Here is a 26,390-nt window from a genome sequence, read left to right on the forward strand (position 1 = left end):
ATGACCGGTGAAACAGCGGGCAAGCCGCTTCTCATCACCAACGTCAAGCCAATGGCTTTTGGTGCCGCTTCGCCATCCGGCACGACGGATATCCTTGTCGGTGCCGATGGAAAGATTTCTGCAATCGGCCCGTCGCTTCCAACCCCTGCGGATGCCTCTCGCATCGATGCGAAAGACGCCTGGATTTCACCAGGCTGGGTAGACCTCCACGTCCATATCTGGCACGGCGGGACCGACATCTCGATCCGCCCGTCGGAATGCGGTGCCGAGCGGGGCGTCACGACTCTCGTTGATGCCGGTTCGGCCGGCGAAGCCAACTTCCACGGCTTCCGCGAATACATCATCGAGCCGTCGAAAGAGCGTATCAAGGCGTTCCTCAATCTCGGCTCGATCGGCCTTGTCGCCTGCAATCGCGTCGCTGAGCTTCGCGATATTCGCGACATCGATCTCGACCGCATTGTCGAGTGCTATGCGCAGAACAGCGAGCACATCGTCGGCCTGAAAGTGCGTGCGAGCCATGTCATCACCGGCTCGTGGGGCGTGACACCCGTGAAGCTCGGCAAGAAGATCGCAAAGATCCTGAAGATTCCGATGATGGTGCATGTCGGCGAGCCGCCTGCGCTCTACGACGAGGTGCTGGAGATCCTCGGCCCGGGCGATGTCGTGACCCATTGCTTCAACGGCAAGGCGGGCTCGAGCATCATGGAGGACGAGGACCTTTTCAATCTCGCCGAGCGTTGCGCTGGCGAAGGCATTCGCCTCGACATCGGTCATGGCGGGGCGTCCTTCTCCTTCAAGGTGGCAGAAGCGGCGATTGCACGTGGCCTCCTGCCGTTCTCGATCTCGACCGACCTCCACGGTCACTCTATGAACTTCCCGGTCTGGGACCTGGCAACGACAATGTCGAAGCTCCTCTCTGTCGGCATGCCTTTCGACAAGGTCGTGGAAGCAGTGACCCACGCGCCGGCCTCGGTCATCAAGCTGTCGATGGAAAACCGTCTTTCCGTCGGCCAGAGGGCGGATTTCACCATCTTCGACCTCATCGACGCCGATCTCGAAGCCACCGACTCCAATGGCGATGTTTCCCGCCTGCAGAAGCTGTTCGAACCGCGCTACGCGGTGATCGGATCGGAGGCGACCACCGCCAGCCGCTATATTCCGCGTGCCCGCAAGCTTGTCCGCCACACTCACGGCTATTCGTGGCGTTGAGCGCAAGGTCAAAACCCGCAGATAGGAGCAGACGTGAACACGTCACCAGCAAAGGCCGCGGCAGCGGTGCAAACGCCTTATGAGCGCCTCGCGGCGCTCGGCATTACCTTGCCATCAGCACCAGCGCCGATCGCCAACTTCATCACCCACGTCCGCGAGGGCAATATTCTCTACCTGTCGGGCCAGGGCCCGCGGGAGGCGGATGGTCACCTCCATGCCGGCAAGGTCGGCAGCGATGTCAGTACGGAAGAGGCCTACCAGCATGCACGGCTTACCGGTATCAATCTGCTCGCCGTCATGCACGACGCCCTCGGCGACCTCTCCAGGGTAAAGCGGGTCGTCAAGCTGCTTGGCATGGTCAACGCCGTGCCGCACTTCGAAAACCATCCAAGCGTCATCAACGGATGCTCGGATCTGTTTATCGAAATCTTCGGGGAGGCCGGCCAGCACGCTCGCTCGGCCGTCGGCTTCGGATCACTGCCCGGCAACATCACCGTCGAGATCGAGGCGATCGTCTCGCTGAACGATTGAGGAGACCTTTATCAGTGATTGCGCCAACCCATCAATTTTTCGATCCGCTGCGCCGAAGCCCGCACCTGTTCAGTGTAACGGCTCTCGTCGGACAGGACCTTCTGTTCCGGCAGCACAATCGAGATGGTCGCAACGCACTGTCCCTCCCGGTCGCAGACCGGGGAGGCAATGCAGGCAACCGCGTAGTCCGACTCGGCGACCTGGATCGACAGCCTCTCCGCAAACGCCTTCCCGGCTGCGTCAGAAAGCGTTGCCGCATCGATTTCGGCGCGTCCGGTCGGCGAGCTGCGGGCGCAGCGCCTGAACAGGTCCACCCGCTCGCTCTCCGGCAGGTGACCGACAAGAAGTCTGCCGGATGCAGTCCAGTTCAGTGGCACGCGCGTTCCGACCCGCGAGGCGACCTGGAAGTGGCTCGGACCGTCCGCCATCGCAAGGACCAGCATGTAGTCGCCGTCGCGACCGCATACCTGGACGGTTTCGCCCGCCTGGCGGCAAAGATCGTGCATTTCATGCGTGGCAACACTCATGAAATCCAGCGACCGCGCATAGGCGAGACCGTAATGATAGAGGCGCGAACCCAGCCAGATCGATCCGTCGGAATTGCGGGCCAGCATGTTCTTGTCTACCAGGTCGTCAATGATGACATAGACCGTGGAGAGCGGCGCCCGGACGGCCTTGGCAATCGCGTAGGCTCCGGCCGGGGAACCGGTCTCGTAAAGATAATCGATAACCTGCAAGGCACGATCGATGCCGCTCACCCGAGAGCGCCGCGCGCCTTTGGCGTCCGCCTCGTCAACCGATACCGTCTCGTCAACCTGGGTTGCGGAGGAGGGCTTGGTGTCCAATTTCAAGGTTCCTCGTCTGATTACGGGACGCTATTACATTACTATGGCATAACTGTCGATGGCAATTCGCAAGCCGCCACTTTGGAGAACTAGAATGTCCGATGATATCCGCACCACGATCGGCCTGCGCCCGGTCATCAACGTGTCCGGTACGATGACCAGCCTCGGCGCCTCGATCGTCGTTCCGCAAGCAATCCAGGCGATGGAAGCAATCCTGCCGCAATTTGTCGAAATCAATGACCTGCAGCGCATGGCAAGCAAGGTCATCGCCAGGTTGACCGGCGCCGAAGCAGGCTTTGTCACGGCATCGTGCTCCGCTGGCATCAGCCTTGCTGTCGCCGGTGCAATCACCGGCAACAATCTCCTCGCCATCGAAAAACTGCCCGATGCGACGCTCGAGAAGAACGAAGTCCTCGTGCAGATGGGTCATGTCGTGAGCTACGGCGCGCCCGTCGATCAGGCCATCCGACTTGCCGGCGGCAAAGTCGTGCTGATCGGGCAGGCCACCTCGACGCATCGCTTTCACATGGAAAATGCCATCACCGAAAAAACAGCGGCGGCCGTTTATGTCGTGTCCCATCATGTTGTCGACTATGGCCTGCTGCACCTCAGCGAGTTCGTCGAGATCGCTCACGCCAAGGGCGTTCCGGTCATCGTCGACGCAGCTTCCGAATACGACCTCAGGCTGTTTCTTGCACAAGGGGCCGATATCGCCCTTTATTCCGGGCACAAGTTCCTCGGCGGCCCGACCTCCGGCATCGTTGCCGGCAAAAAGGAACTGGTCCGCAGCGCCTTCCTTCAGAACATGGGGATCGGTCGCGGCATGAAGGTTGGCAAGGAGAGCATCTATGGCGTCATGGCTGCGCTGGAAGCGTGGGAAAAGCGCGATCACGCTGGAATCCGCGAACGTGAGACAGGCTATCTCAAGCTCTGGAAGGAAACGCTGGATGGCCGCCCGGGCGTGAGAGCCCTCATCGAACCTGATCCGACGAACAATCCGCTCGAGCGCCTGCGGGTCGTGGTGTCGCCAACCGAGGCACACATCACCGCGTGGGATCTGGCCACGGCACTGTCGCGTGGCGACCAGCCGGTCATCGTACGCGACCACGAGGTCGAGCATCAGCATTTCTATCTCGATCCCTGCAACCTGCATCCTGGCCAGGAAAAGATCGTTGCCGCCCGGCTGAGCGAAGAACTCGACAGGGCCCGCGCCTCGAACGAGATCATCGCCACCCCGCTCGAAAACCGCAGCAGACACCGCTTCGACGGGATTTTGCGCTGGCCGGACTGAGGATCGGCAGGCGGCAAGGGATAAAGGAAAGGGAACAAAAATGAGTGTCACAGAGATTAGCGCTTCGCGGCCCGCTAACCCGGTTCTGTCCGTTCACAACCTGACCACCTCGTTTCTGGTTGATGGTGGCTGGAAACCGGTCGTGCGGAATGTTTCCTTCTCCGTGTCACCTGGAGAAACGGTCGCCATCGTCGGTGAGAGCGGTTCGGGAAAGAGTGTGACGTCACTCTCGATCATGCGGCTCCTGCAGGCGGACTCAAGCCGTATCGAGGGCAAGGTCATGCTTGATGGCCGTGACCTCTTGTCCCTTTCGCAAGACGAGATGCGCAAGGTGCGCGGCAACGATGTCTCGATGATCTTCCAGGAGCCGATGACGAGCCTCAATCCGCTCTTTACCATCGGCGATCAGATCTCGGAGGCATTGCTGTGCCACAGGGCGATGTCAACGGCAGAGGCCAGGTCGGAGACCATTCGCCTGCTGGAAAAGGTTCGCATCCCGTCCGCGGCCTCCCGTTTCGACGAGTATCCGCATCGTTTTTCGGGCGGCATGCGCCAACGCGTGATGATTGCCATGGCGCTTGCCTCCCGGCCGAAACTCCTTATCGCCGACGAGCCGACGACAGCGCTCGACGTAACCATCCAGGGGCAGATCCTCGATCTCATCAAGATGCTGCAGGACGAACAGAAAACCTCGGTCCTCTTCATTACCCACGACATGGGCGTCGTTGCCGAAATCGCCGACCGGACCGTCGTGATGTACCGCGGTGAAGAGGTGGAGACCGGGACAACAGGTGACATCTTCCACCGCGCAAAGCATCCCTACACCCGCACTCTTCTGTCGGCCGTGCCGGTGCTCGGATCGATGCAGGTCTACACGCGGCCATTGCGTTTTCCCGTCGTCAACGCCGTGACGGGCGAAACCGATGCTGGGGTCGAAGTGCCTGATACCGTCACCAGGGACAGACCGATCCTCGAGGTCAAAGGGCTGACCAAACGCTTTGACATCCATTCGGGACTGCTTGGCCGATTGAGCGGGCGGGTGCATGCAGTCGAGAACGTGTCTTTCGACCTTCGCGCCGGCGAGACACTGTCCCTCGTCGGCGAATCCGGTTGTGGCAAATCGACGACCGGTCGCGCCATCATGCGCCTGATCGAGCCGGATTCCGGCGCCGTCATCGTCGAGGGACGCGACATGCTCTCCCTCGGCAAGCGCGAGATGCGCGAGATGCGCAAATCGGTCCAGATGATCTTTCAGGATCCCTTCGCATCGCTCAATCCCCGCATGACCGTCGGTCAGGCGATTGCCGAACCGTATCTCGAGCACAAGATGGGTACGGCGAAACAGGCACGGGATGTCGTCGCCGACATGCTGTTGAAGGTTGGGCTCACGCCCGATATGGCGCAGCGCTACCCGCACGAATTCTCCGGCGGCCAGCGACAGCGCGTTTGCATCGCCCGGGCCCTGGCGCTTCAGCCGAAGGTGATCGTTGCAGACGAAAGCGTCTCGGCGCTCGACGTATCGATCAAGGCGCAGGTCATCAATCTGATGCTCGACCTGCAGCAGAGCCTGGATCTCGCCTTCCTGTTCATTTCCCATGACATGGCCGTCGTCGAACGCGTCAGCCATCGGGTGGCCGTGATGTATCTCGGAGAGATTGTCGAAATCGGCCCCCGCGCGGCGATCTTCGGCAACCCCCAGCACGAGTACACCAGGAAGCTGATGGCAGCCGTGCCGGTACCGGATCCCGACCGCCGCCATCAGAAGCGCAAGGCCGTCGTCGAGGAGTTGAAGAGCCCGATCCGGCCCGTCGAATACGAGGCTGACCGGCGTGAATATCGAACCGTTTCGCCGGGACATCTTGTGATCGCCTGAGCGCTCCGTGATGAAGGTCGAAGCGATCGCTGCCGCCACACCTCGGGCGGCGGCAGCGGCAGACCGCGGTTTTCTCGCGCCAATCTGGTAAGCAGCTGCAGCAATCGTTGCGGAACCGTGGTCGGAGTTTGGCGTTTAGAAACGGTCGCCGGCGGCAGTGCTTTCTGTCATTTTGTAGTTTGCACCTGCCTGCTGTCGGCGACAACCCCTCACGTGCAGGCTTGCGCTGTCGGGACACAGGTCGTTTGGTGTCGAAAGGTACTGGTACAACGAAGAGGCGTGCCTGTTCACGGCATGGGGCTTGAGCTTGCCCGAACCGATGCGAGGTGGCCGATGCTCGCCACCTCACATCACTGTCACGCGTTCAGTCCTTCGGGGTGGTCACGAACCCAGCACCTTGTCGAGTGTGAGCGGGAGGTCGCGGATCCGCTTGCCGGTTGCATGGAAAACAGCGTTGGCAATTGCTGGCGCCACACCGACGATACCGACCTCCCCTACCCCCTTTCCACCTAGAACCGAGGCTTCCTTGTCTGGAATGCCGACCGAGATGACCTCGATGTCAGGGATATCAGCATTGGTGGCGACGAGATAATCACCGAGGTTGTTGTTGACCAGGCGACCATTGCGCGGATCCACCAGCCCCTCTTCGAGAAGCGCCTGGCCGATCCCCATGATGATGCCGCCGCGCCATTGGCTTTCCGCCAGCTTCGGATTGTAGATCCTGCCGCAGTCGAATGCCGATACGACGCGGGAGACACGGATCGTCCCGAAGTCTTCGTCGACCATCACCTCGACAAAATGCGCGCACCAGCTGTGCATGGAATAATCACCTGCCGTTGGTCCGCGGATGCTTCCCATGGTCGTCCAGGCCTTGCGGTGACTATCGGGCCCCTGCTCATTGTCCGGAAGCGTGTTTTTTCGCGTCTCGATCGACTGGCGACCGAGCGCTGACATAAGGTCACGGATCGGCAACGACATGCCTCCGTCGCGCGGAACCGAAACGCGCCCGTCGGCAACCGTCAGCGTGTTCGCGCCGGTATCGCGAAATGGTGACGCTCCATCGTTGAGCGCCAGCGCGATCAGTTCGTCGCGCGCGGCCGATGCAGCCTTGTGCACGGCCCCTGTTATGGCGCCGGCGAGCATCGAGCCGCCGGCAACCGTCGCACCGGGAAGCGATGAATCGCCAAGCCGGACATTGATCGTCTCGACCGGGACACCCAGCGCATCGGCCGCCGTCTGGGCAAGGATCGTGTAGGTGCCCTGACCCATGTCGATCGCGCCACTGACGACCTCTGCCGAACCATCAGCGAGAATACGGACAAGCGCTTCGCTTGCGGCTCGAAGGACCGGAAACGTTCCGCAAGCGACGCCCCATCCGACCAGACGCCGGCCGTTTCTCATCGAGCGGGGGGCAAGGCTGCGGCGCGACCATCCGAATGCTTCACTGCCCGCTGACAGCGCCTCCCGCAACCGCCGCGTAGACCAGGGCTTGCCCGACTGCGGATCACGTTCGGCATAGTTGCGCAGTCTGATCTCGACAGGATCAATGCCGACCGCGTAAGCGAGCTCGTCCATCGCGCATTCGAGCCCAAAGGCACTCGGATTCTTGCCTGGTGCCCGCAGCGCTCCAGGAACAATCGTATTCACCGCGACCAGCCGATGCTCCGCACTGAAATTCTCGACCGCATACATCAGCGGCGTTGCTGCGCTGGTCTGCTCCGGAAAATCGGCATAGGTCGCCGTTTCGCTCGCACCGCGATGGACAAGTGCCTGGAGGACCCCTTCCGAATTCGCGCCGAGTGCGATCGTCTGCCGGGTCGCAGCACGGCCGCCGAAGGCGGTGAACGTCTGAGGACGCGTCACGGCAAGCTTCACCGGCCGGGCGAGCTTGCGGGCAGCCGCCGCTGCAAGTGCGCCATAGGCATAAGCCGTCGCCTTGGAACCGAACCCGCCTCCGATGAACGGCGAAATGATCCGCACATTTTCATAGGGCAATCCGAACCACTCTGCATAGGTGCGGGCCATTCCGTGCGTCCACTGGCTGGGCTCCCGGATGGTCAGGGTGTCGCCGTCCCACTCTGCGGTGAGGCCATGCGGCTCGATCGCGACATGGAATTCCCGCGGCGTCTTGTACTCTGCCTCGACGCGAACAGGGGCAGCGGCGAGTGCGCTCGTTGCATCACCCCAGGTGACCGTCAGTGCGTCGAGTAGCTTTCCTTCTTTCGCCGCGGCGTCGTCGAAACCGACAATCGCCGGAGCCTCCTCATAGGTGATCTCGATCAGCCTTGCCGCCTCACTCGCCTGCTCCAGGGTTTCCCCGATGACAGCCGCAACGGCCTGACCGTTGAAGGTGATGTCCCGGGACAGCGGATGATAGGCCTGGTTGTCCGGCCGGTTTCCATACCAGTCCGACGCAATGCTGAGATTGAGTTCGGTGTCCGGCGTCAGCACCATCAGCGTTCCCGGTGCTGCCTCGGCCTTGCTGCTGTCGATGGCGACGATGCGCCCGGCTGCAATCCTGCTCTGCACGAGGACACCGTAAGTGACCCCCTTGACCTGATGCTCGAGGGCAAAGGGCGCACCGCCGGTGATCTTCAGCCGGCCGTCAAGGCGCGACAGTCGCCCACCGATCGTGCCATCAGAGGAGTCTCCACGTTTGCTGTGAGGTTCCATAATGGTCATGCCAGACCTCCTGTCTCGAGAATGGCGCGCGTCACGACACGCGGTGCGAGTTCGATCTTGTGACGGTTGCCGCCGTGACTGACGGCACCTTCCATGGCAAGGCGGCTTGCGGCCGCAATCGCTCCGACGTCATCAAGGGATTTCCCCTTCAGTGCTGCTTCAACGGACCGCGCCCGCCACGGCGTTGTCGCAACCCCGCCCAATGCAACGCTGGCGTTGCGGATCGTCTTGCCGTCGGCCTCGAATTCCAATCCGACGGCTGCACTTGCGACGGCAAACTCGAAGGACTGGCGATCACGAACCTTGAGGTAGGTCGAGTTTCTTGCCAGCGGCGTGCGGGGAACCCTGATCGACAGGATCATTTCTCCTGGTTCCAGTACCGTTTCTCTCTCCGGCGTGTCCGACGGCAGCAGGAAGAAGTCTTCCACGGCCACCTGACGCCCGCCGAGATCGATCACCGCATCGAGGGCAGCCAGCGCGACAGCGAGGTCGCCCGGATAGGACGCGATGCAGGCGTCGCTGGTTCCGAGCACGGCATGGTTTCGGGTTACCCCCTCAATTGCCGAACAGCCAGAACCGGGGGCGCGCTTGTTGCAGGCCTTGAAGGTCGCGGGGTCGCGGAAATAGGGACAGCGTGTCCTTTGCAACAGGTTCCCCCCTGTTGTCGCCATGTTTCGCAACTGTGCGGAGGCGGCAAGGGAAAGGGATTTTGAAACGGCCGGATAATCGGCGCGAATGCCCGGGCTTGCTGCCACATCCTCCATCTTCGCGAGCGCGCCGATCGTGACACCGTCGCTGTCAGCAGAGATCTTCGCCAGATCCGGAAGACGGCTGATGTCGATCACCGAATCGGGAGCGGCAACGCCGCATTTGGCGAGATCGAGGAGGGTTGTCCCGCCTGCGATAAACACGGCGCCCGATTGCATGACGTGCTTTCGGGCGTCATCGACCGAGCGGGCCCTGATATACTCGAAATCTCTCATCGGGCCATCTCCGCAGCTTGGCGCACGGCCGCAACGATATGGTTGTAGGCTCCGCAGCGACAGAGGTTGCCGGCCATGGCCTCGCGAATCTCCTCGTCCGTCATGGCGCCTCCCTCGCGGATCAATGCGACCGCCGACATGATCTGCCCCGGTGTGCAATAGCCACACTGGAATGCATCATGGTCAAGAAAGGCTGCCTGCACCGGGTGCAGATCGCCATTGTCTGACGCCAGCCCCTCGATGGTCGTGACCTCCTGGCCTTCGACCTGCGCGGCAAGGGTCAGGCAGGCAAGCACGCGCTTGCCATCGAGATGCACCGTGCAGGCGCCGCATTGTCCCTGATCGCAGCCCTTCTTCGTACCGGTCAGGCCCAGATGCTCGCGAAGCGCATCGAGCAAGGTCACGCGTGGCTCGACATCGAGTTCGTAACGGTGTCGATTGACGTCGAGGGAAAGATGAATCGTCCGGGTCATGGGGAGCTCCTGCTCTCGTCACGGGATGGCAATGAGGTTCCAGAGGGGTGGCCAAACAAGCCCGGCGCGCTAGCTAACGTCATGAAAGCAAGGCCGGGCGCGTTTCAGCATGACATCATGCCCTCTTCTGGATTAAGAAGTGGAGGGCGCTCCATATAATCGGAGGCGCCTCCGTTTAATCTAGAGACTTGCCGCGTCGCGTCAAGTCCCGAACGTGCATGGAGTCTATTTTGCCCTCGGCCGCGCCGGAGACAGCACCGCCCTCACACCCTCCCCTTCGGGCCGACGCACGCCGGAATCGGGAAAAGTTGATTGAAGCCGCGTCCGCCGCCTTTGCCGAGCATGGCGTTGAAACGTCGCTCGAGGATATTGCTCGAAAGGCCGGCGTGGGGATCGGCACCCTCTATCGCCATTTTCCCACCCGCGAGCACTTGGTTGAAGTGATCTACCGCAGGGAACTGGAGGCTCTCGCGGCTGCCGCACTGGAGCTTGCGGCAAGGCATCCCTCCGATATCGCGTTGGAAGAGTGGATGCGACGTTTCGTCGACTACATCGCCACTAAGCGCGGAATGGCCGGCAGCCTGAAGATATTGATGGACTCGAACAGCTCTCTCTTTGCCGAGGGTGCCGGCCGCCTCAAAAGCGCGGCGGGCGGCCTTCTGACAACAGCAGCGCAAGAGGGCAAGATCCGGGACGACATCGACACGACGGACCTCCTGCACGCCCTTTCGAGCATATATTCCCTGCCAGCGTCCCCGGAATGGCGCGACCGCTCGAACCGCCTCATCGGGCTCTTGATGGATGGCTTGCGAAGGAAATAGCCGGCGACCGCATCGACGACGGCAGCGGCGTTGCCTGTCTGAGGTGAGGCTTGACGCTGAAAATGAAAAGGCGGCGCCAGGGACGCCGCCTTGAAATCATGCTGCCTTGAGTCACGCCGCCTTGACGGTCGTACCAAGGGGAATTTCGACATCAATCTCCAGCACCGACATATGCTCGTCGCGATCCATTGTCACGCGCACCCTTTCGTTGTCGACGTCAATGTGCTTGGCGATGACCGCAAGGATTTCCTCACGCAACAGCGAGACAAGATCAGACCCGGCAGAGACGCGCTCGTGCGCCAGCAATACCTGCAGGCGCTCGCGGGCCGCAGGCGCGGTCCGCTGTTTCCCAAAGAAGTTGAAAATGCTCATGCAGCCGCCCTCCGTCCGAAGATCTTGCCGAAGATGCCCCGCTTCTCTCCCGGGATGACGACTGGAAACTCCTCACCCGCCAGTCTCCGCGCCGCATCGAAATAGGCCAGCGCAGGCGCACTGCGATTGTCCGCCAGGGTCACGGGGGCACCGATGTTGGATGCGCGAAGCACGTCCGAACTTTCCGGGATGATGCCAAGCAGCGGGATCGAGAGGATCTCCAGCACGTCGTCGACCTTCAACATGTCACCCCGTTCGGCACGGTTCGGGTCGTAGCGTGTCAGGAGCAGGTGCTTTTCCATCCGCTCTCCGCGTTCAGCCTTCTCAGTCTTCGAATCAAGCAGACCGATGATGCGGTCGGAGTCGCGGACGGAGGAAACTTCCGGATTGGTGACGACCACAGCGACGTCGGCGTGGCGCATCGCCAGCGTAGCGCCACGTTCGATGCCGGCTGGGCTGTCGCAGATGATCCAGTCGAAATGACGCTTCAGGTCATTGATCACGCGCTCGACGCCTTCGGCGGTAAGATTGTCCTTGTCGCGCGTTTGTGATGCCGGCAAAAGGAAGAGCGTCTCAACCCGCTTGTCGCGGATCAGCGCCTGGGAAAGCTTCGCGTCCCCCTGGATGACGTTGACCAGGTCGTAGACAACCCTGCGCTCAGCCCCCATGACGAGGTCGAGGTTGCGAAGGCCGACGTCGAAGTCGACAACAACGACCTTCTCGTTCCTTTGGGCCAAGGCTGCTCCGAGGGCTGCGGTGGATGTGGTCTTGCCCACTCCGCCCTTGCCCGAAGTGACGACGATGACTTTCCCCATCTTTATCTCCTGTGTGATAGCCAGTTTCGGGCCTAACTAAGTTTCTCTGCCTTGATGGAATCACCGTCCAGCCAGAGCTGAACGGACTGTCCGCGAAGGTTGGATGCTATGTCTTCGGCCATCTTGTAGATGCCGTCGATGGCAACGAGCTCTGCCTCGAGCTTGCGGCAGAAGATGCGCGCTGACGTATTGCCAACCGAACCAGCCATGGCGCGCCCCCTCAATGTTCCGTAGATATGAACCGAACCGCCGGCAATAATCTCCGCACCTGACGCGACCGAACCTATGACGGTAACGTCGCCTTCTGGAAAAATCAGCGACTGACCGGAACGGATAGGCTCGCGAATGACGATTGATTGCAACGCCGCACGCGTTTCGATCACCGGCGCCTTGCGTTCAACATCAATGGTCGGCTCCTGCTGGGGAACCTCGAAATCCGAGACTGGGCGCCCTCCCTTGAGAGCCGGCGGCATGCCTGGTCCGATCAGCGACGGGCGGCAGCCTTCGATCCCCATGATGCTGACATTGCGCTGTGCAAGCTCGGCAATTAGGCCCTTCAGTTGTGCGCGGTCGATCTGAAGATCGCTCACGTCGAGTACCACAGGCCGCCCCAGGAAGAAGCCGGCAGACCGCGCGGCAAGATCATCCAGTCGTACGAGCCAGTCGTCGAAGGGAAGATCTGGCGATAGCATGACCGCGAGGAAGGAGCGGCCCTTGATACGGATAGAGCGAGCGTCAGTTAGCACTTTGGTCATCTATGTTAAGAAAACGTTGACCAATTTTTATCGCTGATTTGGTTAACAAATGGTTAATATCTGACGCCCGGGGCGTTAACAATTTTCATTCCGAAACGCCGTCGGCTTGTTGCAATCAGCGCTTGACGTCATCGTCGGCCAGGCCTCAAAGGCGGCTGCTTTGGCACCTGCCAGTTCACCCCTTTACGCGGAGGTAAGCGCGTGTCCTCCCGCGGCAATCGCTCTGATGATTGGTTGCCCGTATGTCGGGGTCGGGTCGGGGCTGAACGGTATGGCCCAAATACAACAAAGGCCCGCTCTGGCGGGCCTTGATGTCTCGGTCTTCTCGTCGTCTTAGCGACCGTAAACCAGGCGCTTGATGTCACCACGCGTGACCCCGATGTCCTTCAGGGCTGCATCGTCGAGTCTCGAAAGGTCTCTGTAGGCTTTGCGGAGCTGTAGGAACTCTCCGATCCGGTTACCGATTTTCATGTCATATCTCCTTGTGCGTTGCACAAATATATAGCTGACTGCTTTCCAAATGAGCACTTCGAAAACCGCATATGTGGCATCTCGAATTTGCAACCTCGCCCTGCCGGTGAGCAACCGGGCGGCGGTTTCCACATCGGGTCGTGCGTCCGATAACCGCCGACGCGGCACTCGTCAGGCTGTTTTGCAAAAACAGTATAACTGAGCATCCGGACAAGGTTTGACACTCGGTCACCAGGGGCTCGAGGTCAGGAATTCAACCCGATAGCCAGTCGAATTCTGGAATGCCGACGAGGCTGCGGCGCCGGATCGATGAGGCACCGGCCGGAATGAAGGATCACCCCCTGCAGCAGCTCGACGATCGGAGGCAGGCTATCTTCGACTTCCCAGGAGATGGCATAGTCCTGCGCAATATCGGCACCCCGGTGAGGATGGCTGTCATCGGCAAGCGGACGCCCAGCAACCCGCTAATAGCACTGAAAGCCACCGTGCCGATGAGGACGCCCCGAAGCTGGAACAGACCGCCATCGGCCAATGCCTCTACGATGTCTCCGGACATGGCATCGGGCGCAGTCGTTCCCCCTTCGCGACCATTCGCCGCCGCGTGCCAAGGTCATCCTTCTCAGTTTGTGGTCAGCGACCCGCTGCGCGGTATCAGGATCGTGTTGCGGACCGACATAGCGACGTGTCGTTCCTCCGTGTCCATCGGGGATGTCGAAATACCAGTAGCGGCGACCTTTGATGTTGGCGGGCGTGAACCGTCCCTCCGGAGGGAAATCGGCCGTCCACGCGGCGTCGAGCGAGCGCTGACCAACTCGGCCAGCATTGTCTGATCACGAGGTCGATAGTCTTCAAGCACCTTGACCCCGTTTTTGTGGCTCGCACGGCGTTAAACCATTTTACAAAAACAGCATAACCGGCGAGGAAGCTGAAAGAACAAGCGGCGGGTCACTCCCGGACGGAACCTCTCAGGGGGACGACAGGCTGCTCCGGCATTACTGCTTCGACAAGCCGATCCCTCCCCAGGATTATCCGGACGGAAAACTTCCGCTTATGGAGGTATTTTTGAAACCGATGTTTCATCCGGAGGCGCTTTTTGCTGGAACCTGAAACGCTTCGTCTCTGACACTGCGCTATTCTCCCCAGAACCAAGAGTCGAGGAGGAACGAAGATGGCACAGGTGGTCGCGACCCGTTTTCGAGACAGGGAGGTACCTGACGAAGGCATTGACTGGACGCGGGTTGCCAGTCTGCTCCAGCTGTCGCGGAGCCTTGATGAAATGGAAGAAGCGCGCCTTGTTCCGGAGAAGAAGGTCCTCTATCAATTTTCCGCCCGCGGCCATGACATGGCGCAGATCATCCTCGGCCTGCAGCTGACGAACAGACACGATGCGACATGCGGCTACTACCGGTCACGGCCTTTGCTCCTGTCCCTTGGCGTCGACCCCGCCGACGCCCTCGGCTCGGCCATGGGTCGGGCAGGTGGTTATTCCGACGGCCGCGACATTGGCGTGGTCTTCAACTATCCGAGCAGAAACGGCGCCTCGGCCCTGCCGATGTGCGGCGGTGTCGGCGCCCAATACACGCCGACGGCCGGTTGGGCGGAGGCGCTTCAGTACTATGCGGGGCCAATGGGAAAGCCTGAATATGGCGATGCAATCGCAGTCGTTCTCGGTGGCGATGGGTCCGTTGCGTCGAATGGCTTTTGGTCGGCATTGACGATTGCCACCACACAAAAGCTGCCGATGCTGTTCTACGTCGAGGATAACGGGTACGGGATCTCCGTGCCATCGGACATGCAGACGCCCGGCGGGAACATCGCGGCCAACCTCGCAAGCTGGCGCAACCTTGCCATATTTGAAGGCGATGGCTGCAGTCCTGCCGATGTCGCCCGCCTCACCCGACAGGCGGTCCACTATGTCCGCGGCGACAGAATGCCGGCCCTTCTGCGCCTGAGCGTCCCGCGCCTTGAGGGCCACAGCTTCCAGGATACGCAGGCCTACAAAAGCGAAGCACTCGTCAAGGCAGAGTGGGCGCGCGACCCGCTGCCGCGCCTGCGAGATTATCTGGTCCCATCGATCATGAGTGCAGAGGCGTGGGACAGAGCAAGGGCGGAAGCGGATAGCATTGCAGAACAGGCCCGCATCGAGGCGGAAAGCCGGAACGTGCCCTCACCGGAGACCGTGGTGCGCCATGTTTTCTTCGAGGGCGATCTCCAGGCCATGGGTGGCCAGTACAGCACCGGCTATCGCCCGCCGGAATCGACCGATGAGCCTTCCCCGGAAGGCCAGCGTATCAACATGGTCACATCGATCAGACGCACGCTTGATCATGAACTGAGCATCAACGAGCGCGTCGTGTTGTTCGGTGAGGACATCGGCCAGAAGGGTGGCGTCCATGCCGTGACACTCGGCCTGCAGGAGAAATTCGGGAAGGACCGGGTGTTCGATACTTCGCTCTCGGAGGAAGGCATCGTCGGGCGGGCGGTCGGAATGGCGCTTGCCGGACTTGTTCCCGTTCCGGAAATCCAGTTCCGCAAATATGCAGAACCGGCAACGGAGCAGATCAATGATTGCGGGACAATCCGGTGGCGCACCAACAATCGGTTCGCCGCGCCTGTCGTGCTGCGCATGCCGGGTGGCTTCTTCAAGTGTGGGGATCCGTGGCACAGCCAGACGAACGAAGTCGCCTTCATCCATCAGCCCGGCTGGAAGGTGGCGGTTCCCTCAAATGCGGAAGATGCGGTCGGACTGCTGCGCACTGCACTGCGCGGCAATGATCCAGTCATCTTCTTCGAGCACCGGGCAATGCTCGACCATCCCTGGGCACGTCGACCCTATCCTGGCGACCATTACACCCTCCCCTTCGGCAAGGCGCGGTTTACCCGCAAGGGCGAGGCGATCACGATCGTGACGTGGGGCGCGATGGTCCCTCGTTGCGAGGAGGCTGCAGAAGGGATCTCGGCGGATCTTATCGATCTTCGCACATTGATGCCCTGGGACCGCGAGAGTGTCCTTTCCTCGGTGCGCAGGACGCGGCGGTGCCTTGTCGTACACGAGGATCTTGGCACGGCCGGCTTTGGCGCCGAGATTGCTGCCGTCATAGCAAATGAGGCCTTCATCGACCTCGACGCGCCGGTCTCGCGATTGACGATGCCTGATATACCCAGTCCTCACAGTCCGGTCCTGCTCGAGTGGGCAGTGCCGTCGGCGGACCGCATCAGACAGAAAATCAAGGACCTCCTGGAGTACTAGACGATGGCGAACTTTATCGAGGTCCTGGTCCCCCTGGAACAGGAGGGGACAACGGCCGTCGTTCGCAACTGGCTGAAACAGGCCGGAGATGCAGTTGCTGAGGACGACGCACTGGTCGAGATCGAAACCGACAAGGTGACCCAAGAGATTCCGGCACCCGTTGCCGGCATTCTCGCCGAGATCCTCATGATGCCTGGCGCCGACGCAACGCCCGGAGCCGTGCTCGCCCGGATCCGGGCCGACCATGCGCTCCCTGACCAGGGGACTTGCGAGACCGCTGAGAACGAGACGATAAAAGGTGACAACGCTCCCGTACGTGCCGGCGTCGGAACGCTCGGCAGCGAACGTTTGTCGCCGGCGGTGCGAAGCGCTTTCGAGGAATACGGCATCGATCCGGCAAACGTTGTCGGTACCGGGCGGAACGGTCGCGTGACCCGTATGGATATGGACAACGCATTCCTGGCGAGGAAATCGCCAGGCGGTGGCGAAACACCTTCCGACACTGATCGACGACAGTCCGATCGACCGCCTGCCAGCTCCCGCATTGTCGCACACACGCCGATGAGGCTGTCGATCGCGCGGCACATGCTGGAGTCGGTCACGACCGCCCCCCACGTCACGTCAATCTTCGAAGCCGACTTCACCGCCGTGATGCGCCATCGTGCCATGTACAGGGCAGAATTTGCGGCCGAAGGCATCGATCTGTCCTACTCGTCCTACATTGTCGCGGCATGTGCCGCAGCCATGCGGGCAGTCCCTGAGGTCAACAGCCGATGGCACGACGACCACCTGGAGATCTTCGACGACCTCAACATAGGCATCGGCGTCGCGCTCGGCGACAGCGGGCTGGTTGTTCCCGTCATCCACAGGGCCCAGGATCTGGACCTGTCCGACGTCGCCGCAAGGCTTCAGGACATAACCATGCGGGGACGGGACGGAAAGCTGACCAATGCCGACATGCGCGGCGGCACGTTCACCATATCGAACCATGGCGTCTCGGGATCGCTTGTCGCAGCCCCGATCATCATCAACCAACCGCAATCAGCCATTCTCGGCGTTGGAAAGATAGAAAAGCGGGTTGTCGTCAGAACTGTCGACGGCGTTGACGCAATCCAGATCCGACCGATGGCCTATGTATCCCTGACGATCGACCACCGCGCCCTGGACGCCCATCAGACCAATGCGTGGCTGACGCGGTTCGTTGAGACGCTGGAAGCATGGGACGCATCGCAACCGTCACATCCGCGGAGCTAAGAACGCCGCTCGGCCGCCGCGCTGATGTCACCCGATCGCAGCAGTTGGCATCGGTCATTGCCTCGTCTACCGTGGCGGCCATCGAAACGGGATGGTCTGCAAATGTGCAACTTGTATCGCATGGAGGACAAGGACTGGGTCAGCAAATGGGCCCTCGACGTCGAGAGCCTCGTCAACCTCATGCCCGCCTACCAGATGAATCCCGACCAGGCCGGCCCCATCGTCAGGAACACGCTCGATGGTCGCAGGCAGCTCGTTCATGCCCGCTGGGGCCTTCCCTCCCCTTTTTTCGCCCAGAAGAAAGCTGCCGAAGCTCGTGCCGAGAAGCTCCGGAAGAAGGGTGAGGCGGTGGACATGGACGCCCTGATCCGCATGGAGCCGGACCGTGGGACAACAAATGTGCGGCAGTTTCATCTGGCGCATTGGAAACGCTGGCTTGGCCGGGAACATCGATGCATTGTCCCCGTAACCTCCTTTGCCGAGCCTGATCCCGCCGCCCAGCGCGACGGCGATCGTGTCCCCAATGCGTGGTTTGCTCGCAATGAGGAAAGACCGGTGATGTTCTTTGCCGGTCTTCACGTGCCGGGCTGGACCAGTGTACGCAAGGCCAGGGACGGACTGACCACCGACGATCTCTACGCTTTCCTGACCACGGACCCCAACGCCGTCGTAAAACCGATCCACGACAAGGCGATGCCTGTTCTGCTGCTGACGAGGGAAGAGACCGACATCTGGCTGAACGCGCCGTGGGAGGAAGCAAAAGCGCTCGCCCGCCCGGGGCCTGACGACGCAATCAGGGTGATCGGACGTGAGCAATGGGGATCGACCATCGTGTCACCCCGCGGAGAGCCGAGCGAACCCACCATCCTCTAGATCGAGCCGACTGCGTCACGGTGCGACTGGCGAGCCGCTCTTTCGAGCCGATGCGCCGCCGGAGCGGACATCGCCGAACCGGCCAGCCCGACGTCAGGGACAGATGCGCGGACATTCACTCTCAGGCAGAAGCCGCCACCGCCATGTAGTGCATCAACGCAGAGCTGCGGAACCCCGTTTCAGTAACTGCACGAACGACCATCGCTCGGCCGGAAGCCGTCAGAACAGGCTCGATTCATCGAATCGCCCGGCAGGTAGCCAGATGCGGACCCATAGGAGTTGGGGGGCGTCCCGCAGCCTGAAGCGCCCGCGGCGAGCATGAAAGCCCCACACATTGCAAGAAATCTCCGGTACCTTCTCATCGGCGGCTCTCCACGAATGGTCATTGCGCAAGGCTGAATCTGCGGCCCTTTCAAAAGGATGCGCGAGGAATCACGCAAGGTCGACTTGCGTATGCTCGACCATAGCCTGTCAAGCGGATCTTCGAAAAGCGGGGCAAAGGAGCGCTCCGCCAAACCTTGCGCCGAAGTTTTCGAAGGGGGTCGGACGGCCTGATGAATTGCCTTGTCGACGACTTGCCTACATCTGCCTTATGGTCGCGGACATCATTCAGCACAGATCACAGGTAGAATTCGCGTGACACATTTCGCTTAGGCCTCACCCGTCGCGGCAATCACGAAGGTCGAGCGCTTCGCAAGGCTGACCGGACTTCGTCAGGCCATGCAGTCACGTGGCGTCGCGGCAACCTTCCTTGGCCCGATTGAAAGCCTTCGCTACTTCACCGGCCTTGTCTGGCAGCCAAGCGAGAGGCTGCTTGGCGCGCTTGTCACCGAAGACAGGCTTACCTACATCGTTCCGGGCTTCGAACGCAGCCGCGTGGAAAGCCTCCCTCATCTGCCGGGCGACATCCTGAGCTGGGAGGAAGACGAGAGCAGCGCCGCACTCGTTGCCGGACTGATCCCGCCATCCGGCATCCTTGCACTCGTGACGCAATCGAACTCAGCTTCTACCACGCCTTTGCAGGCCAGATGGGGGCGGCAAGGCTTGTCGACGGCGGCGGCATGCTCAACGCCCTTCGCATGATCAAATCGCCGGCAGAGATTGCCCCGATCCAGTATGCGATGAACATCACGCTGGAGATCCAGCGCAAGGTTCGCGACATGATCGCGCCCGGCATCGCCGGCTCCGAGGTCTCCCGTTTCATCGACCAGCAGCATCGAGCCTGGCGCCGACAATGGATCGACCTTCAGGATCGTGTCGTTCGGATCTGCCACCTCCCTGCCACATGGCGCCGATGGCGAGCAGATCCTTTCTGCGGGAGACGTCATCCTCGTCGATACCGGCTGCCGCATCGACGGCTATCACTCCGACCTGACGCGCGCATCCATGCTCGGCGGCGGCAAGGCCGAGTTCGAGCGCGCCTGGGACATAGAGCGCAAGGGTCAGCAGGCGGTGTTTGACGCCGCGAAGCTCGGGGCCCCGTGCGAAAGCCTTGACGCCGCGGCGCGCCGTCTTTTCCCGACATGGTCTCGGTCCCGACTATCGCCTGCCCGGTCTGCCGCACCGCGCCGGCCACGGCCTTGGCCTCGACATCCATGAAGCACCGTTCATCGTCAGGGGCAACCGCGCTCCCCTTGCGACGGGCATGTGCTTCTCGAACGAACCGATGATCGTCTTCCCAGATGCATTCGGCGTTCGTCTCGAGGATCACATCTTCATCACAGCGGATGGTCCGCGCTGGTTCACCACGCCGGCAAGCAGTCCCTCTTCCTCTAGTCCAGGCAAGACCGGACACGCCAATCGTTGCCAGGCGCCTGATTCGCCGTGCGGGTCCTCCGGATGGGCTGCGACCTCGGCCGAATGCAATTCCGTTTGCCGTTGCCGAGGGAAACGATATCCGTCGTCATCAGATGCAACCCTGCCCTGAGACACACGTGAGGCTCGCGCCAATTTGGCGTTGCGATCGCCACAAACGTGCAGAATACTGTGCTATGGTAGCGTTTTCTGTTGACTGGAACACGGTATACGCTAGCTCTTATATAAGCTGCCATTGCGAAACGGTGGCAGTCAGAAGCCAACACCCGAGCGCGGCGGGATGAGGAGGTCCAAGCTATATGCCGGAAAATCGTCCGGATTGGCCCAAGCTGGTTCCGCAAGGATCCGAATTCTTTCATCGCGCCGCGGCAACGTTCTCGCTATTTGATCTCGACCTCGTCATCATCGACTGGTCCGACGATCTGGCGAAGCGTGAGGGTTTCGCCGGTCGATCAACCGTAACATTGTCGGACGTCTACCCGACGCTCGCCAGACCGCCGATCGCCGAGCTTGTCCGGCAGGTCATCAAATCCGGCAGACCGCGATCGGTCCGGCTGGGCAGGACACCTGACGAACAATGCGACCTGCTGCTGCTTCCCGCCAAGGACGGGCTCGCAATCATCGAGATCGCAGCCGGCGATCTTGCCGGCGAGACACACGCCCAGGAAGACGAACGGGCGCTCTGGCGTCACCAGGCAACGCACGATGTGCTGACGGGGCTTCCCAATCGTCGTCGCTTCAGTGACGAACTCGCGCGTCTCCTGCCGACGAAGGGTACCAATCTCGCACTGATGCAGATCGACCTCGACGACTTCAAGCCGGTCAACGATACGCTCGGCCACGGTGCCGGCGACATCGTGCTCAAGCTTGCCGCCAACCGCATTCGAAGCGTGCTCGGCACCGATGACACAGCCTTTCGCCTCGCCGGCGATGAATTTGCCATCATCCAGCTCGCACAGGGTCAGCCACGCGAAGGCGAGAGACTGGCGGACGACCTGATTGCCGAGTTCAAGAAGCCCTTCGTGGTGGATGGCATCACAGTCTTTGTCGGGGCGAGCGTCGGCATCGCGATTGCGCCCCGCGACGGCAACGAGGGCGAGCAACTGATGAAGGCTGCCGACGTTGCTCTCTATGCGGCGAAGAAAGAGGGCAGACGTCGCGCGCGCACCTTCGATCCGGCGATGCTGATTGTCCTCGAGCAAAGGGAGTTCCTGCGGCGGAGCTTGCGGGTCGCGCTGCAGCACAAGGAGTTCTTCCTTGAATATCAGCCTCTCTTCGACCCTTCCCGAACTGTCACCGGTTTTGAGGCGCTATTGCGGTGGCGCCACCCGCGGCTTGGCGTCATCCCGCCGATCGTCTTCATCCCAATGGCCGAAGCCGATGGCCTGATGAGCGAAATCGGCCAATGGGTACTGGAGGAAGCCTGCAGGGCGGCCCTCAACTGGCCGGACCATTATACGGTTGCCGTCAATCTTTCCCCCGCCGAGTTCCTGACGGCCGGATTTACCGACCGCGTGTCACAAACGCTCGACCTCGTCGGCTTACCCGCCGAGCGGCTGGAACTGGAGATCACGGAAACCGTGCTCCTGGAACGTACGACCAACAATCTCGACACGCTGAACACCCTCAACGTACTTGGCATCCAGATCTCGCTCGATGATTTCGGGACGGAATATTCCTCGTTGAGTTACCTCAAGAATTTCCCGTTCGATAACATCAAGATCGACAAGTACTTCATCAACGATCTGCTTGATGACGAAAAGAGCCAGACGATTGTGCGGTCGATCATTTCCCTGTCACATGGTCTCGACATGTGCGTCACTGCCGAGGGGGTCGAGACCGCAGAACAGGCAGCCTGGCTCCTGGCAGAGGGATGCGACCGTCTGCAGGGCTACTTCCTGGGCCCGCCCATGCATGTCGATCGGCTTGGTTCGTTCATCCGGCATGGGAAGAAGGCAAGGATCGGCGCAGCCGCCGGTACGACAACGCGTGCCCACGGTGCGCAGATGTCCGTTGGTCAGGGAAGCAATTGAAAGGTCCGATGCAATGAAAGAGGCCGCGTTCGAGCAACTGCTCAAACTCGAAATGGAGATGGCAACCTTCACGGCCGACTGGCTGCATTGCGACCAGCTGTCAAATTATGTCGCCCGCATGGTCAGCCATGACCGCCGTGACCCGTTGCGCCATTCCAACCTTCTGTCATCAGCCCTGAACGAACTTCTCGAGATGTCGTTTCGCGCCGACGTCCAGGATGGTGAGCTCGTCTTCGGCTTCTATCGCCACCAGCACGTCGAACGCATCGAATTGAGCTTCCCCTGCCCATCGCAGCAGCAACGGCACTATAGCGAGGTCGTGGACTCGCTGAAGGATGGCGACAAGCTCGCTGGCTATGTCGAGATCATCGCAGATGAGACAGCGCCCATCGAGCAGTCGGTCCTCGTGGGGCTGGCGGTCAATTATGACGCGGGCATCGAGTTGCGCTCGACGGGTGCCGACACCTTGACCTTCGTCGTCGACCTGCCGCTCGAGAGGTTGCTCAATTGACCGCCATCACGTTTTCTCCAGCCTTCACGACGCAGTTCGACACCAGCAATCAGGAGTTTCTCGCCGCCGGTGTCTGCCGCCCTCGCTCCATCGCCGACATCGCCGACGACCTTAAAGTCCTCCGGGATGGCATCGAAACGGTGAAGGGCGTCTTCTATGTCAACCTCAAGCGCGTGACGCATATGAACAGCACGGCCTTCCACGCGCTTAGCCGCGTCCTGGTCGACGCGTCGCGCTCGAGGCCGGAACTGCAGATCGTCGTTGTCGTATCGAGCGTCGTGACATGGGCAACGCAGATGTTCAGGCATCTCGGCGAGCTCTCCCCGAACATCACAATGGAGGTCTACGATTCCGCCTTCTATCCCGGCCAGACCTTCGTCGAGAACCAGAGCTTCATCCCGATCCTCAGAACCCAGACCAAGATGACCTGGCGGCATGAACGGCAAATCCTGCCCCGTCATGGCTTGCGCAGCGGCATGACGATTGCCGACATCTGTTGCGGCATCGGCGATTTCGCGATGCTTGTCCGGAAGGAATTCAACCCCGCCAGGATGGTTGCGCTCGATCACTCGGTGGCAAGCCTCGACTACGCACGCTCGGTCGCGGAGCAATTCTGCGTCAGGGACATCGAGTATACCTTCGGCGATGCCTCGCAGATGCTGTTCGAAAGCGACCAGTTCGATTTCGTGACATGCCGGCATTCCCTGCAGATCTTCGACCGGCCGGAGGTTCTCCTCAGGGAACTCTTTCGCATCTGCAAACCGGGCGGGCGCGTCTACATCACGAACGAGAAGAACTCCCACTGCCTGGGCGAGCCGCGCGCCGACAGTATTCAGTGGACCTATACCGAGGTCGCCAAGCTGTTTCGCCATTTCGACATGGATGTCGAGATGGGTCCGAAGGGCTCACGCCTGTTGCGGGATGCCGGCTTTGACGATGTGAAGATCGAGAGCTTCATGGTTACCAATCACGACGGCGACCCCCAGGAGTTCGCTGACATCATCCAGGCGTGGGAAGATGTCTACGCCGGCGAAATGGCAGTCAGGCGCGGCGATACGCCCGAATTCATCAAGCGTTTCAGACAGGGTTTCGCTGATCATATCTTTGCTGCCCTGCATCCGCGCGGCTATGCCGGCTGGCCGATCTGGGCCGCTTCGGGACAAAAGCCACTATGACGGTAACCGCTGGCGGGCAAGGTGTTGGGCTTCGGTCGTTTCGTACGAAATTCATCATCGTTGTCGGTGGTGCGGTGCTGTTCGACCTGCTTGTCAGTGGCGGCCTCGCCCTGTGGAACGTGCAGCGATTGTCCCGGGATGCGACGGCACAGGTCGGTCAGGGCCTGGAAAAGGCGAGCCAGGACTACATTCGCACATCCACGGATTCGACGGCTGCGCAGGTCAGCCTCCTTCTTGGTCAGGTCCATTCGGATGTCAAAGCCCTCGCAGGCGTTCTGCAGGACCAGATCGATCATTCGGCCCGCAACGATGCGGTTGGCGCCGCGATGGCAAGTGCCGAACCCAAAGGGGTGACGGTTGCCTATGACGCCAAGGGCAACTGGGCACAGAACCTTCCGGGGTCCCCTTCCGTCGTCAGTGTATGGGGGTATCTGCTCGACAAGGATCATCGTCCACTACCCCAGGTCCAGGCCGATATCGACACAAGCACCGTTCTCGATCTCGTTGCGCCGAACCTTTTGCGGACGGGCGCATCGAAACTGCAGATGTACTACATCGGCCCGAAGGAGCGGCCAATCTTCAGGACGGCACCCTACACGGATCAGGCGCAGACGTTCGATCGGCTCTATCCGAAACACAACGACCAGAACTTCTGGGATTTCTTCTTTCCGGGGCTCTACGAGTCATGGGAGCGGTGGGCGCTTGATCCCGCGTCGCGTCCCGCTCCAGACAACATCACCCAAACCGCGCCCTATACCGATGCCATCACCGGAAAGCTGATCGTCAGTTTCTTCCATCCACTGTGGACGCCCGACCGTCGCGGCGTCGCCGGGACCGCCGGTGCCGACATCACGCTCGACCAGCTCGCTGAGGTCGTCGAGCACGTGAAGGTGGCAGAGACCGGCTTCGGTTTCCTTGCCATGTCGAACGGCAATGTCGTGGCGATCAATTCGGCCGGCGAGAGGGTTATGGGCCTCCAGGCGGCGAATGAAGAGGCGGGCAAGGGTGTCACCGGGATTGACCGTTCCTTGCCAAAAAGCTCGCAAAAGGCCATCGCTTCCCTTCCCCTGGATCAGGACGGCAAGGTCCAGCGCATCTCGCTGACGGAGAACGGCGAGGACGTGCCCTATCTGCTTGTCACCAAGCAGCTTGCCCCGTCCAATCTGTGGGTGGATGGGCCGGTCAAGCAGGAGGCCATGTCGCTCGGCATCGTTGTCCCGGAGCGGGAGATCTATGCCTCGCTGATCGCCGCCAGAGAGCAGATCACCAAAGCGACCAATCGCATCCTGATCTATCAGGTGCTTGCGGTCCTCATCTCGCTTCTGATCGTCACCGCCGCCGTCTTTGCGGCGTCGAAACGCATTACCGGCGGCATCAGCGCCCTCGCGGCAGCTGCCCGGCGCATTCAGGCCAAGGACTATTCCGTCAGGGTCGACATTCGCAGCAAGGACGAGGTGGCAGAGGCCGGGCTCGCCTTCAATCGCATGGCCGAGCAGATCAGCTTTCACACCGAAAACCTCGAAAACATGGTGACAGAACGGACGCGGGAGATCGAGGAGGCCAAGGAGGAAATCCAGGCCTTGAACACGCAGCTGAAGAGCGAGAACCTGCGTCTCGGCGCCGAGCTGGATGTCGCCAGGCACATTCAGATGATGGTCCTGCCGCGCGCGACCGAACTCGGCGCGGTCGAGCACCTGGAGATTGCCGCCTACATGCGTCCCGCAGACGAGGTCGGGGGCGACTATTATGATGTCCTGCAGAGCGGCAGGAGTTTGAAGATCGGCATCGGCGACGTGACCGGTCATGGCCTCGAGAGCGGGGTGCTGATGCTCATGGTGCAGTCGGTGGCCCGGGCATTGCTGGAGGCAGGAGAAACGGATCCCTCGAAATTCCTCACCCACTTGAACAGCGCGATCTTCAAGAACATCGAGCGGACGAGGACCGACAAGCACCTGACATTGTCGTTCCTCGATTACGACGGCGACCGACTGACGATTTCGGGGCAGCATGAAGATCTGATCGTGGTGCGCCAGACCGGCGAGGTCGAGCGCATCGATACCGGCGACCTCGGCCTGCCCGTCGGCCTTGAGTCCGACATCACGCCATTCGTCGACACGCGCGAGATCTCGTTTGAGAAAGGCGACCTGATCGTGCTCCACACCGACGGTGTCACCGAGGCCGAAAATTCCCGTGGCGAGCTGTTCGGCATCGAAAGGCTTTGCCAGAGCGCACGACAGCTGCACGGCCAGTCGGCCGAGGAAGTCAAGGACGGCATCATCGACGGCCTCATGGCGTACATCGGAACGCAGAAGATTCATGATGACATCACGCTGGTCGTGATGCGACATAGGTGAAGTG

The 26,390-nt window shown here is 61.0% G+C and carries 21 protein-coding genes and 2 pseudogenes; 13 read left to right on the forward strand and 10 right to left on the reverse strand.

The window, feature by feature from the left end; translation table 11 throughout:
- Together FHT77_RS18645 and FHT77_RS18650 are read left to right on the forward strand one after the other, a co-directional pair.
- A complete protein-coding gene (locus tag FHT77_RS18645; protein ID WP_183756414.1) occupies positions 1-1,209 on the forward strand; it encodes an amidohydrolase/deacetylase family metallohydrolase in 1,209 nt (402 codons plus the stop codon).
- A 33-nt stretch (positions 1,210-1,242) separates the two neighbouring features.
- Entirely contained in the window at positions 1,243-1,740 is a 498-nt protein-coding gene (locus FHT77_RS18650) for a RidA family protein (RefSeq protein ID WP_183756415.1), read from the forward strand.
- Positions 1,741-1,751: 11 nt separating this feature from the next.
- Here the strand turns inward: FHT77_RS18650 and FHT77_RS18655 are convergent, their stop codons facing one another.
- Complete coding sequence (locus FHT77_RS18655; RefSeq protein WP_405049316.1) at positions 1,752-2,591, reverse strand: IclR family transcriptional regulator; 840 nt, start codon at positions 2,589-2,591, stop codon at positions 1,752-1,754.
- Between the two features lie 88 nt (positions 2,592-2,679).
- On the opposite strand from FHT77_RS18655, the gene FHT77_RS18660 reads away from it, so the two are divergent.
- Positions 2,680-3,876, forward strand: coding sequence for an aminotransferase class V-fold PLP-dependent enzyme (locus FHT77_RS18660; protein WP_183756417.1), 1,197 nt, complete (start codon positions 2,680-2,682; stop codon positions 3,874-3,876).
- 40 nt (positions 3,877-3,916) lie between these two features.
- On the forward strand, positions 3,917-5,749 hold the full coding sequence (locus tag FHT77_RS18665; protein WP_183756418.1) for an ABC transporter ATP-binding protein: 1,833 nt from the start codon (positions 3,917-3,919) through the stop codon (positions 5,747-5,749).
- Positions 5,750-6,130: 381 nt separating this feature from the next.
- On the opposite strand, the gene FHT77_RS18670 is transcribed toward FHT77_RS18665, so the two are convergent.
- From FHT77_RS18670 to FHT77_RS18680, 3 genes are read right to left on the reverse strand one after another with little or no spacing between them, the layout of a single operon-like run.
- Positions 6,131-8,431, reverse strand: coding sequence for a xanthine dehydrogenase family protein molybdopterin-binding subunit (locus tag FHT77_RS18670; RefSeq protein ID WP_183756419.1), 2,301 nt, complete (start codon positions 8,429-8,431; stop codon positions 6,131-6,133).
- Positions 8,428-9,414 carry an FAD binding domain-containing protein gene (locus FHT77_RS18675; RefSeq protein ID WP_183756420.1) on the reverse strand — a complete coding sequence of 329 codons (987 nt, stop codon included), beginning with the start codon at positions 9,412-9,414 and terminating at the stop codon, positions 8,428-8,430. Before FHT77_RS18675 ends, FHT77_RS18670 begins: the two co-directional genes overlap by 4 nt.
- Positions 9,411-9,887 carry a (2Fe-2S)-binding protein gene (locus tag FHT77_RS18680; RefSeq protein WP_183756421.1) on the reverse strand — a complete coding sequence of 159 codons (477 nt, stop codon included), beginning with the start codon at positions 9,885-9,887 and terminating at the stop codon, positions 9,411-9,413. The genes FHT77_RS18675 and FHT77_RS18680 overlap by 4 nt, the downstream gene beginning before the upstream one ends.
- 218 nt (positions 9,888-10,105) lie before the next feature.
- Between FHT77_RS18680 and FHT77_RS18685 the strand changes: the two genes are divergently transcribed.
- On the forward strand, positions 10,106-10,708 hold the full coding sequence (locus FHT77_RS18685) for a TetR/AcrR family transcriptional regulator (RefSeq protein WP_183756422.1): 603 nt from the start codon (positions 10,106-10,108) through the stop codon (positions 10,706-10,708).
- Positions 10,709-10,819: 111 nt separating this feature from the next.
- Here the strand turns inward: FHT77_RS18685 and minE are convergent, their stop codons facing one another.
- The 5 genes and pseudogenes from minE to FHT77_RS32275 all read right to left on the reverse strand — a co-directional run.
- The gene (gene minE, locus FHT77_RS18690) at positions 10,820-11,080 is read right to left on the reverse strand and encodes a cell division topological specificity factor MinE (RefSeq protein WP_183756423.1); all 261 of its coding nucleotides are present in this window, start codon (positions 11,078-11,080) and stop codon (positions 10,820-10,822) included.
- The gene (minD, locus tag FHT77_RS18695) at positions 11,077-11,895 is read right to left on the reverse strand and encodes a septum site-determining protein MinD (RefSeq protein ID WP_183756424.1); all 819 of its coding nucleotides are present in this window, start codon (positions 11,893-11,895) and stop codon (positions 11,077-11,079) included. The genes minE and minD overlap by 4 nt, the downstream gene beginning before the upstream one ends.
- Positions 11,896-11,927: 32 nt before the next feature.
- Positions 11,928-12,650: a septum site-determining protein MinC gene (gene minC, locus FHT77_RS18700; RefSeq protein WP_183756425.1), complete on the reverse strand. Its 723-nt coding sequence runs from the start codon at positions 12,648-12,650 to the stop codon at positions 11,928-11,930.
- Positions 12,651-12,983: 333 nt separating this feature from the next.
- Positions 12,984-13,121, reverse strand: coding sequence for a DUF1127 domain-containing protein (locus FHT77_RS18705; protein ID WP_007797120.1), 138 nt, complete (start codon positions 13,119-13,121; stop codon positions 12,984-12,986).
- Between the two features lie 237 nt (positions 13,122-13,358).
- A pseudogene (locus FHT77_RS32275) lies at positions 13,359-13,973 on the reverse strand (GSU2403 family nucleotidyltransferase fold protein); the annotation flags it as partial.
- A gap of 316 nt (positions 13,974-14,289) precedes the next feature.
- Here FHT77_RS32275 and FHT77_RS18715 point away from each other — a divergent pair.
- The 3 genes from FHT77_RS18715 (at position 14,290) to FHT77_RS18725 (ending at position 18,498) form a co-directional block, all read left to right on the forward strand.
- On the forward strand, positions 14,290-16,371 hold the full coding sequence (locus FHT77_RS18715) for a transketolase C-terminal domain-containing protein (protein ID WP_183756426.1): 2,082 nt from the start codon (positions 14,290-14,292) through the stop codon (positions 16,369-16,371).
- Between the two features lie 3 nt (positions 16,372-16,374).
- A complete protein-coding gene (locus FHT77_RS18720; protein WP_183756427.1) occupies positions 16,375-17,625 on the forward strand; it encodes a dihydrolipoamide acetyltransferase family protein in 1,251 nt (416 codons plus the stop codon).
- Between the two features lie 102 nt (positions 17,626-17,727).
- Positions 17,728-18,498, forward strand: coding sequence for an SOS response-associated peptidase (locus FHT77_RS18725; protein WP_183756428.1), 771 nt, complete (start codon positions 17,728-17,730; stop codon positions 18,496-18,498).
- A 179-nt stretch (positions 18,499-18,677) separates the two neighbouring features.
- On the opposite strand, the gene FHT77_RS31395 is transcribed toward FHT77_RS18725, so the two are convergent.
- Positions 18,678-18,860, reverse strand: a complete 183-nt coding sequence (locus FHT77_RS31395; RefSeq protein WP_246712761.1) for a hypothetical protein — start codon at positions 18,858-18,860, stop codon at positions 18,678-18,680.
- Between the two features lie 310 nt (positions 18,861-19,170).
- Here FHT77_RS31395 and FHT77_RS18730 point away from each other — a divergent pair.
- From FHT77_RS18730 to FHT77_RS18750, 5 genes and pseudogenes are all read left to right on the forward strand, one after another.
- Positions 19,171-20,266: pseudogene (locus tag FHT77_RS18730) on the forward strand (M24 family metallopeptidase); the annotation flags it as partial.
- Between the two features lie 346 nt (positions 20,267-20,612).
- Positions 20,613-22,346, forward strand: a complete 1,734-nt coding sequence (locus tag FHT77_RS18735) for a bifunctional diguanylate cyclase/phosphodiesterase (protein WP_183756429.1) — start codon at positions 20,613-20,615, stop codon at positions 22,344-22,346.
- Positions 22,347-22,359: 13 nt separating this feature from the next.
- Positions 22,360-22,857, forward strand: coding sequence for a ubiquinone biosynthesis methyltransferase UbiE (locus FHT77_RS18740; RefSeq protein ID WP_183756430.1), 498 nt, complete (start codon positions 22,360-22,362; stop codon positions 22,855-22,857).
- Positions 22,854-24,032, forward strand: a complete 1,179-nt coding sequence (locus FHT77_RS18745; RefSeq protein WP_183756431.1) for a class I SAM-dependent methyltransferase — start codon at positions 22,854-22,856, stop codon at positions 24,030-24,032. The genes FHT77_RS18740 and FHT77_RS18745 overlap by 4 nt, the downstream gene beginning before the upstream one ends.
- Positions 24,029-26,386 carry a SpoIIE family protein phosphatase gene (locus FHT77_RS18750; RefSeq protein ID WP_183756432.1) on the forward strand — a complete coding sequence of 786 codons (2,358 nt, stop codon included), beginning with the start codon at positions 24,029-24,031 and terminating at the stop codon, positions 26,384-26,386. Before FHT77_RS18745 ends, FHT77_RS18750 begins: the two co-directional genes overlap by 4 nt.
- The last annotated feature ends 4 nt before the right edge of the window (positions 26,387-26,390 follow it).

Source organism: Rhizobium sp. BK181 (genome assembly GCF_014193305.1).
Lineage (GTDB): Bacteria > Pseudomonadota > Alphaproteobacteria > Rhizobiales > Rhizobiaceae > Rhizobium.

Coding starts and splice junctions, on each gene's coding strand:
- FHT77_RS18645 (WP_183756414.1), top strand. CDS start 1: ATGACCGGTGAAACAGCGGGCAAGCCGCTTCTCATCACCAACGTCAAG.
- FHT77_RS18660 (WP_183756417.1), top strand. CDS start 2,680: ATGTCCGATGATATCCGCACCACGATCGGCCTGCGCCCGGTCATCAAC.
- FHT77_RS18665 (WP_183756418.1), top strand. CDS start 3,917: ATGAGTGTCACAGAGATTAGCGCTTCGCGGCCCGCTAACCCGGTTCTG.
- FHT77_RS18670 (WP_183756419.1), bottom strand. CDS start 8,431: ATGACCATTATGGAACCTCACAGCAAACGTGGAGACTCCTCTGATGGC.
- FHT77_RS18675 (WP_183756420.1), bottom strand. CDS start 9,414: ATGAGAGATTTCGAGTATATCAGGGCCCGCTCGGTCGATGACGCCCGA.
- FHT77_RS18680 (WP_183756421.1), bottom strand. CDS start 9,887: ATGACCCGGACGATTCATCTTTCCCTCGACGTCAATCGACACCGTTAC.
- FHT77_RS18685 (WP_183756422.1), top strand. CDS start 10,106: ATGGAGTCTATTTTGCCCTCGGCCGCGCCGGAGACAGCACCGCCCTCA.
- minE (WP_183756423.1), bottom strand. CDS start 11,080: ATGAGCATTTTCAACTTCTTTGGGAAACAGCGGACCGCGCCTGCGGCC.
- minD (WP_183756424.1), bottom strand. CDS start 11,895: ATGGGGAAAGTCATCGTCGTCACTTCGGGCAAGGGCGGAGTGGGCAAG.
- minC (WP_183756425.1), bottom strand. CDS start 12,650: ATGACCAAAGTGCTAACTGACGCTCGCTCTATCCGTATCAAGGGCCGC.
- FHT77_RS18705 (WP_007797120.1), bottom strand. CDS start 13,121: ATGAAAATCGGTAACCGGATCGGAGAGTTCCTACAGCTCCGCAAAGCC.
- FHT77_RS18715 (WP_183756426.1), top strand. CDS start 14,290: ATGGCACAGGTGGTCGCGACCCGTTTTCGAGACAGGGAGGTACCTGAC.
- FHT77_RS18720 (WP_183756427.1), top strand. CDS start 16,375: ATGGCGAACTTTATCGAGGTCCTGGTCCCCCTGGAACAGGAGGGGACA.
- FHT77_RS18725 (WP_183756428.1), top strand. CDS start 17,728: ATGTGCAACTTGTATCGCATGGAGGACAAGGACTGGGTCAGCAAATGG.
- FHT77_RS31395 (WP_246712761.1), bottom strand. CDS start 18,860: ATGAGAAGGTACCGGAGATTTCTTGCAATGTGTGGGGCTTTCATGCTC.
- FHT77_RS18735 (WP_183756429.1), top strand. CDS start 20,613: ATGCCGGAAAATCGTCCGGATTGGCCCAAGCTGGTTCCGCAAGGATCC.
- FHT77_RS18740 (WP_183756430.1), top strand. CDS start 22,360: ATGAAAGAGGCCGCGTTCGAGCAACTGCTCAAACTCGAAATGGAGATG.
- FHT77_RS18750 (WP_183756432.1), top strand. CDS start 24,029: ATGACGGTAACCGCTGGCGGGCAAGGTGTTGGGCTTCGGTCGTTTCGT.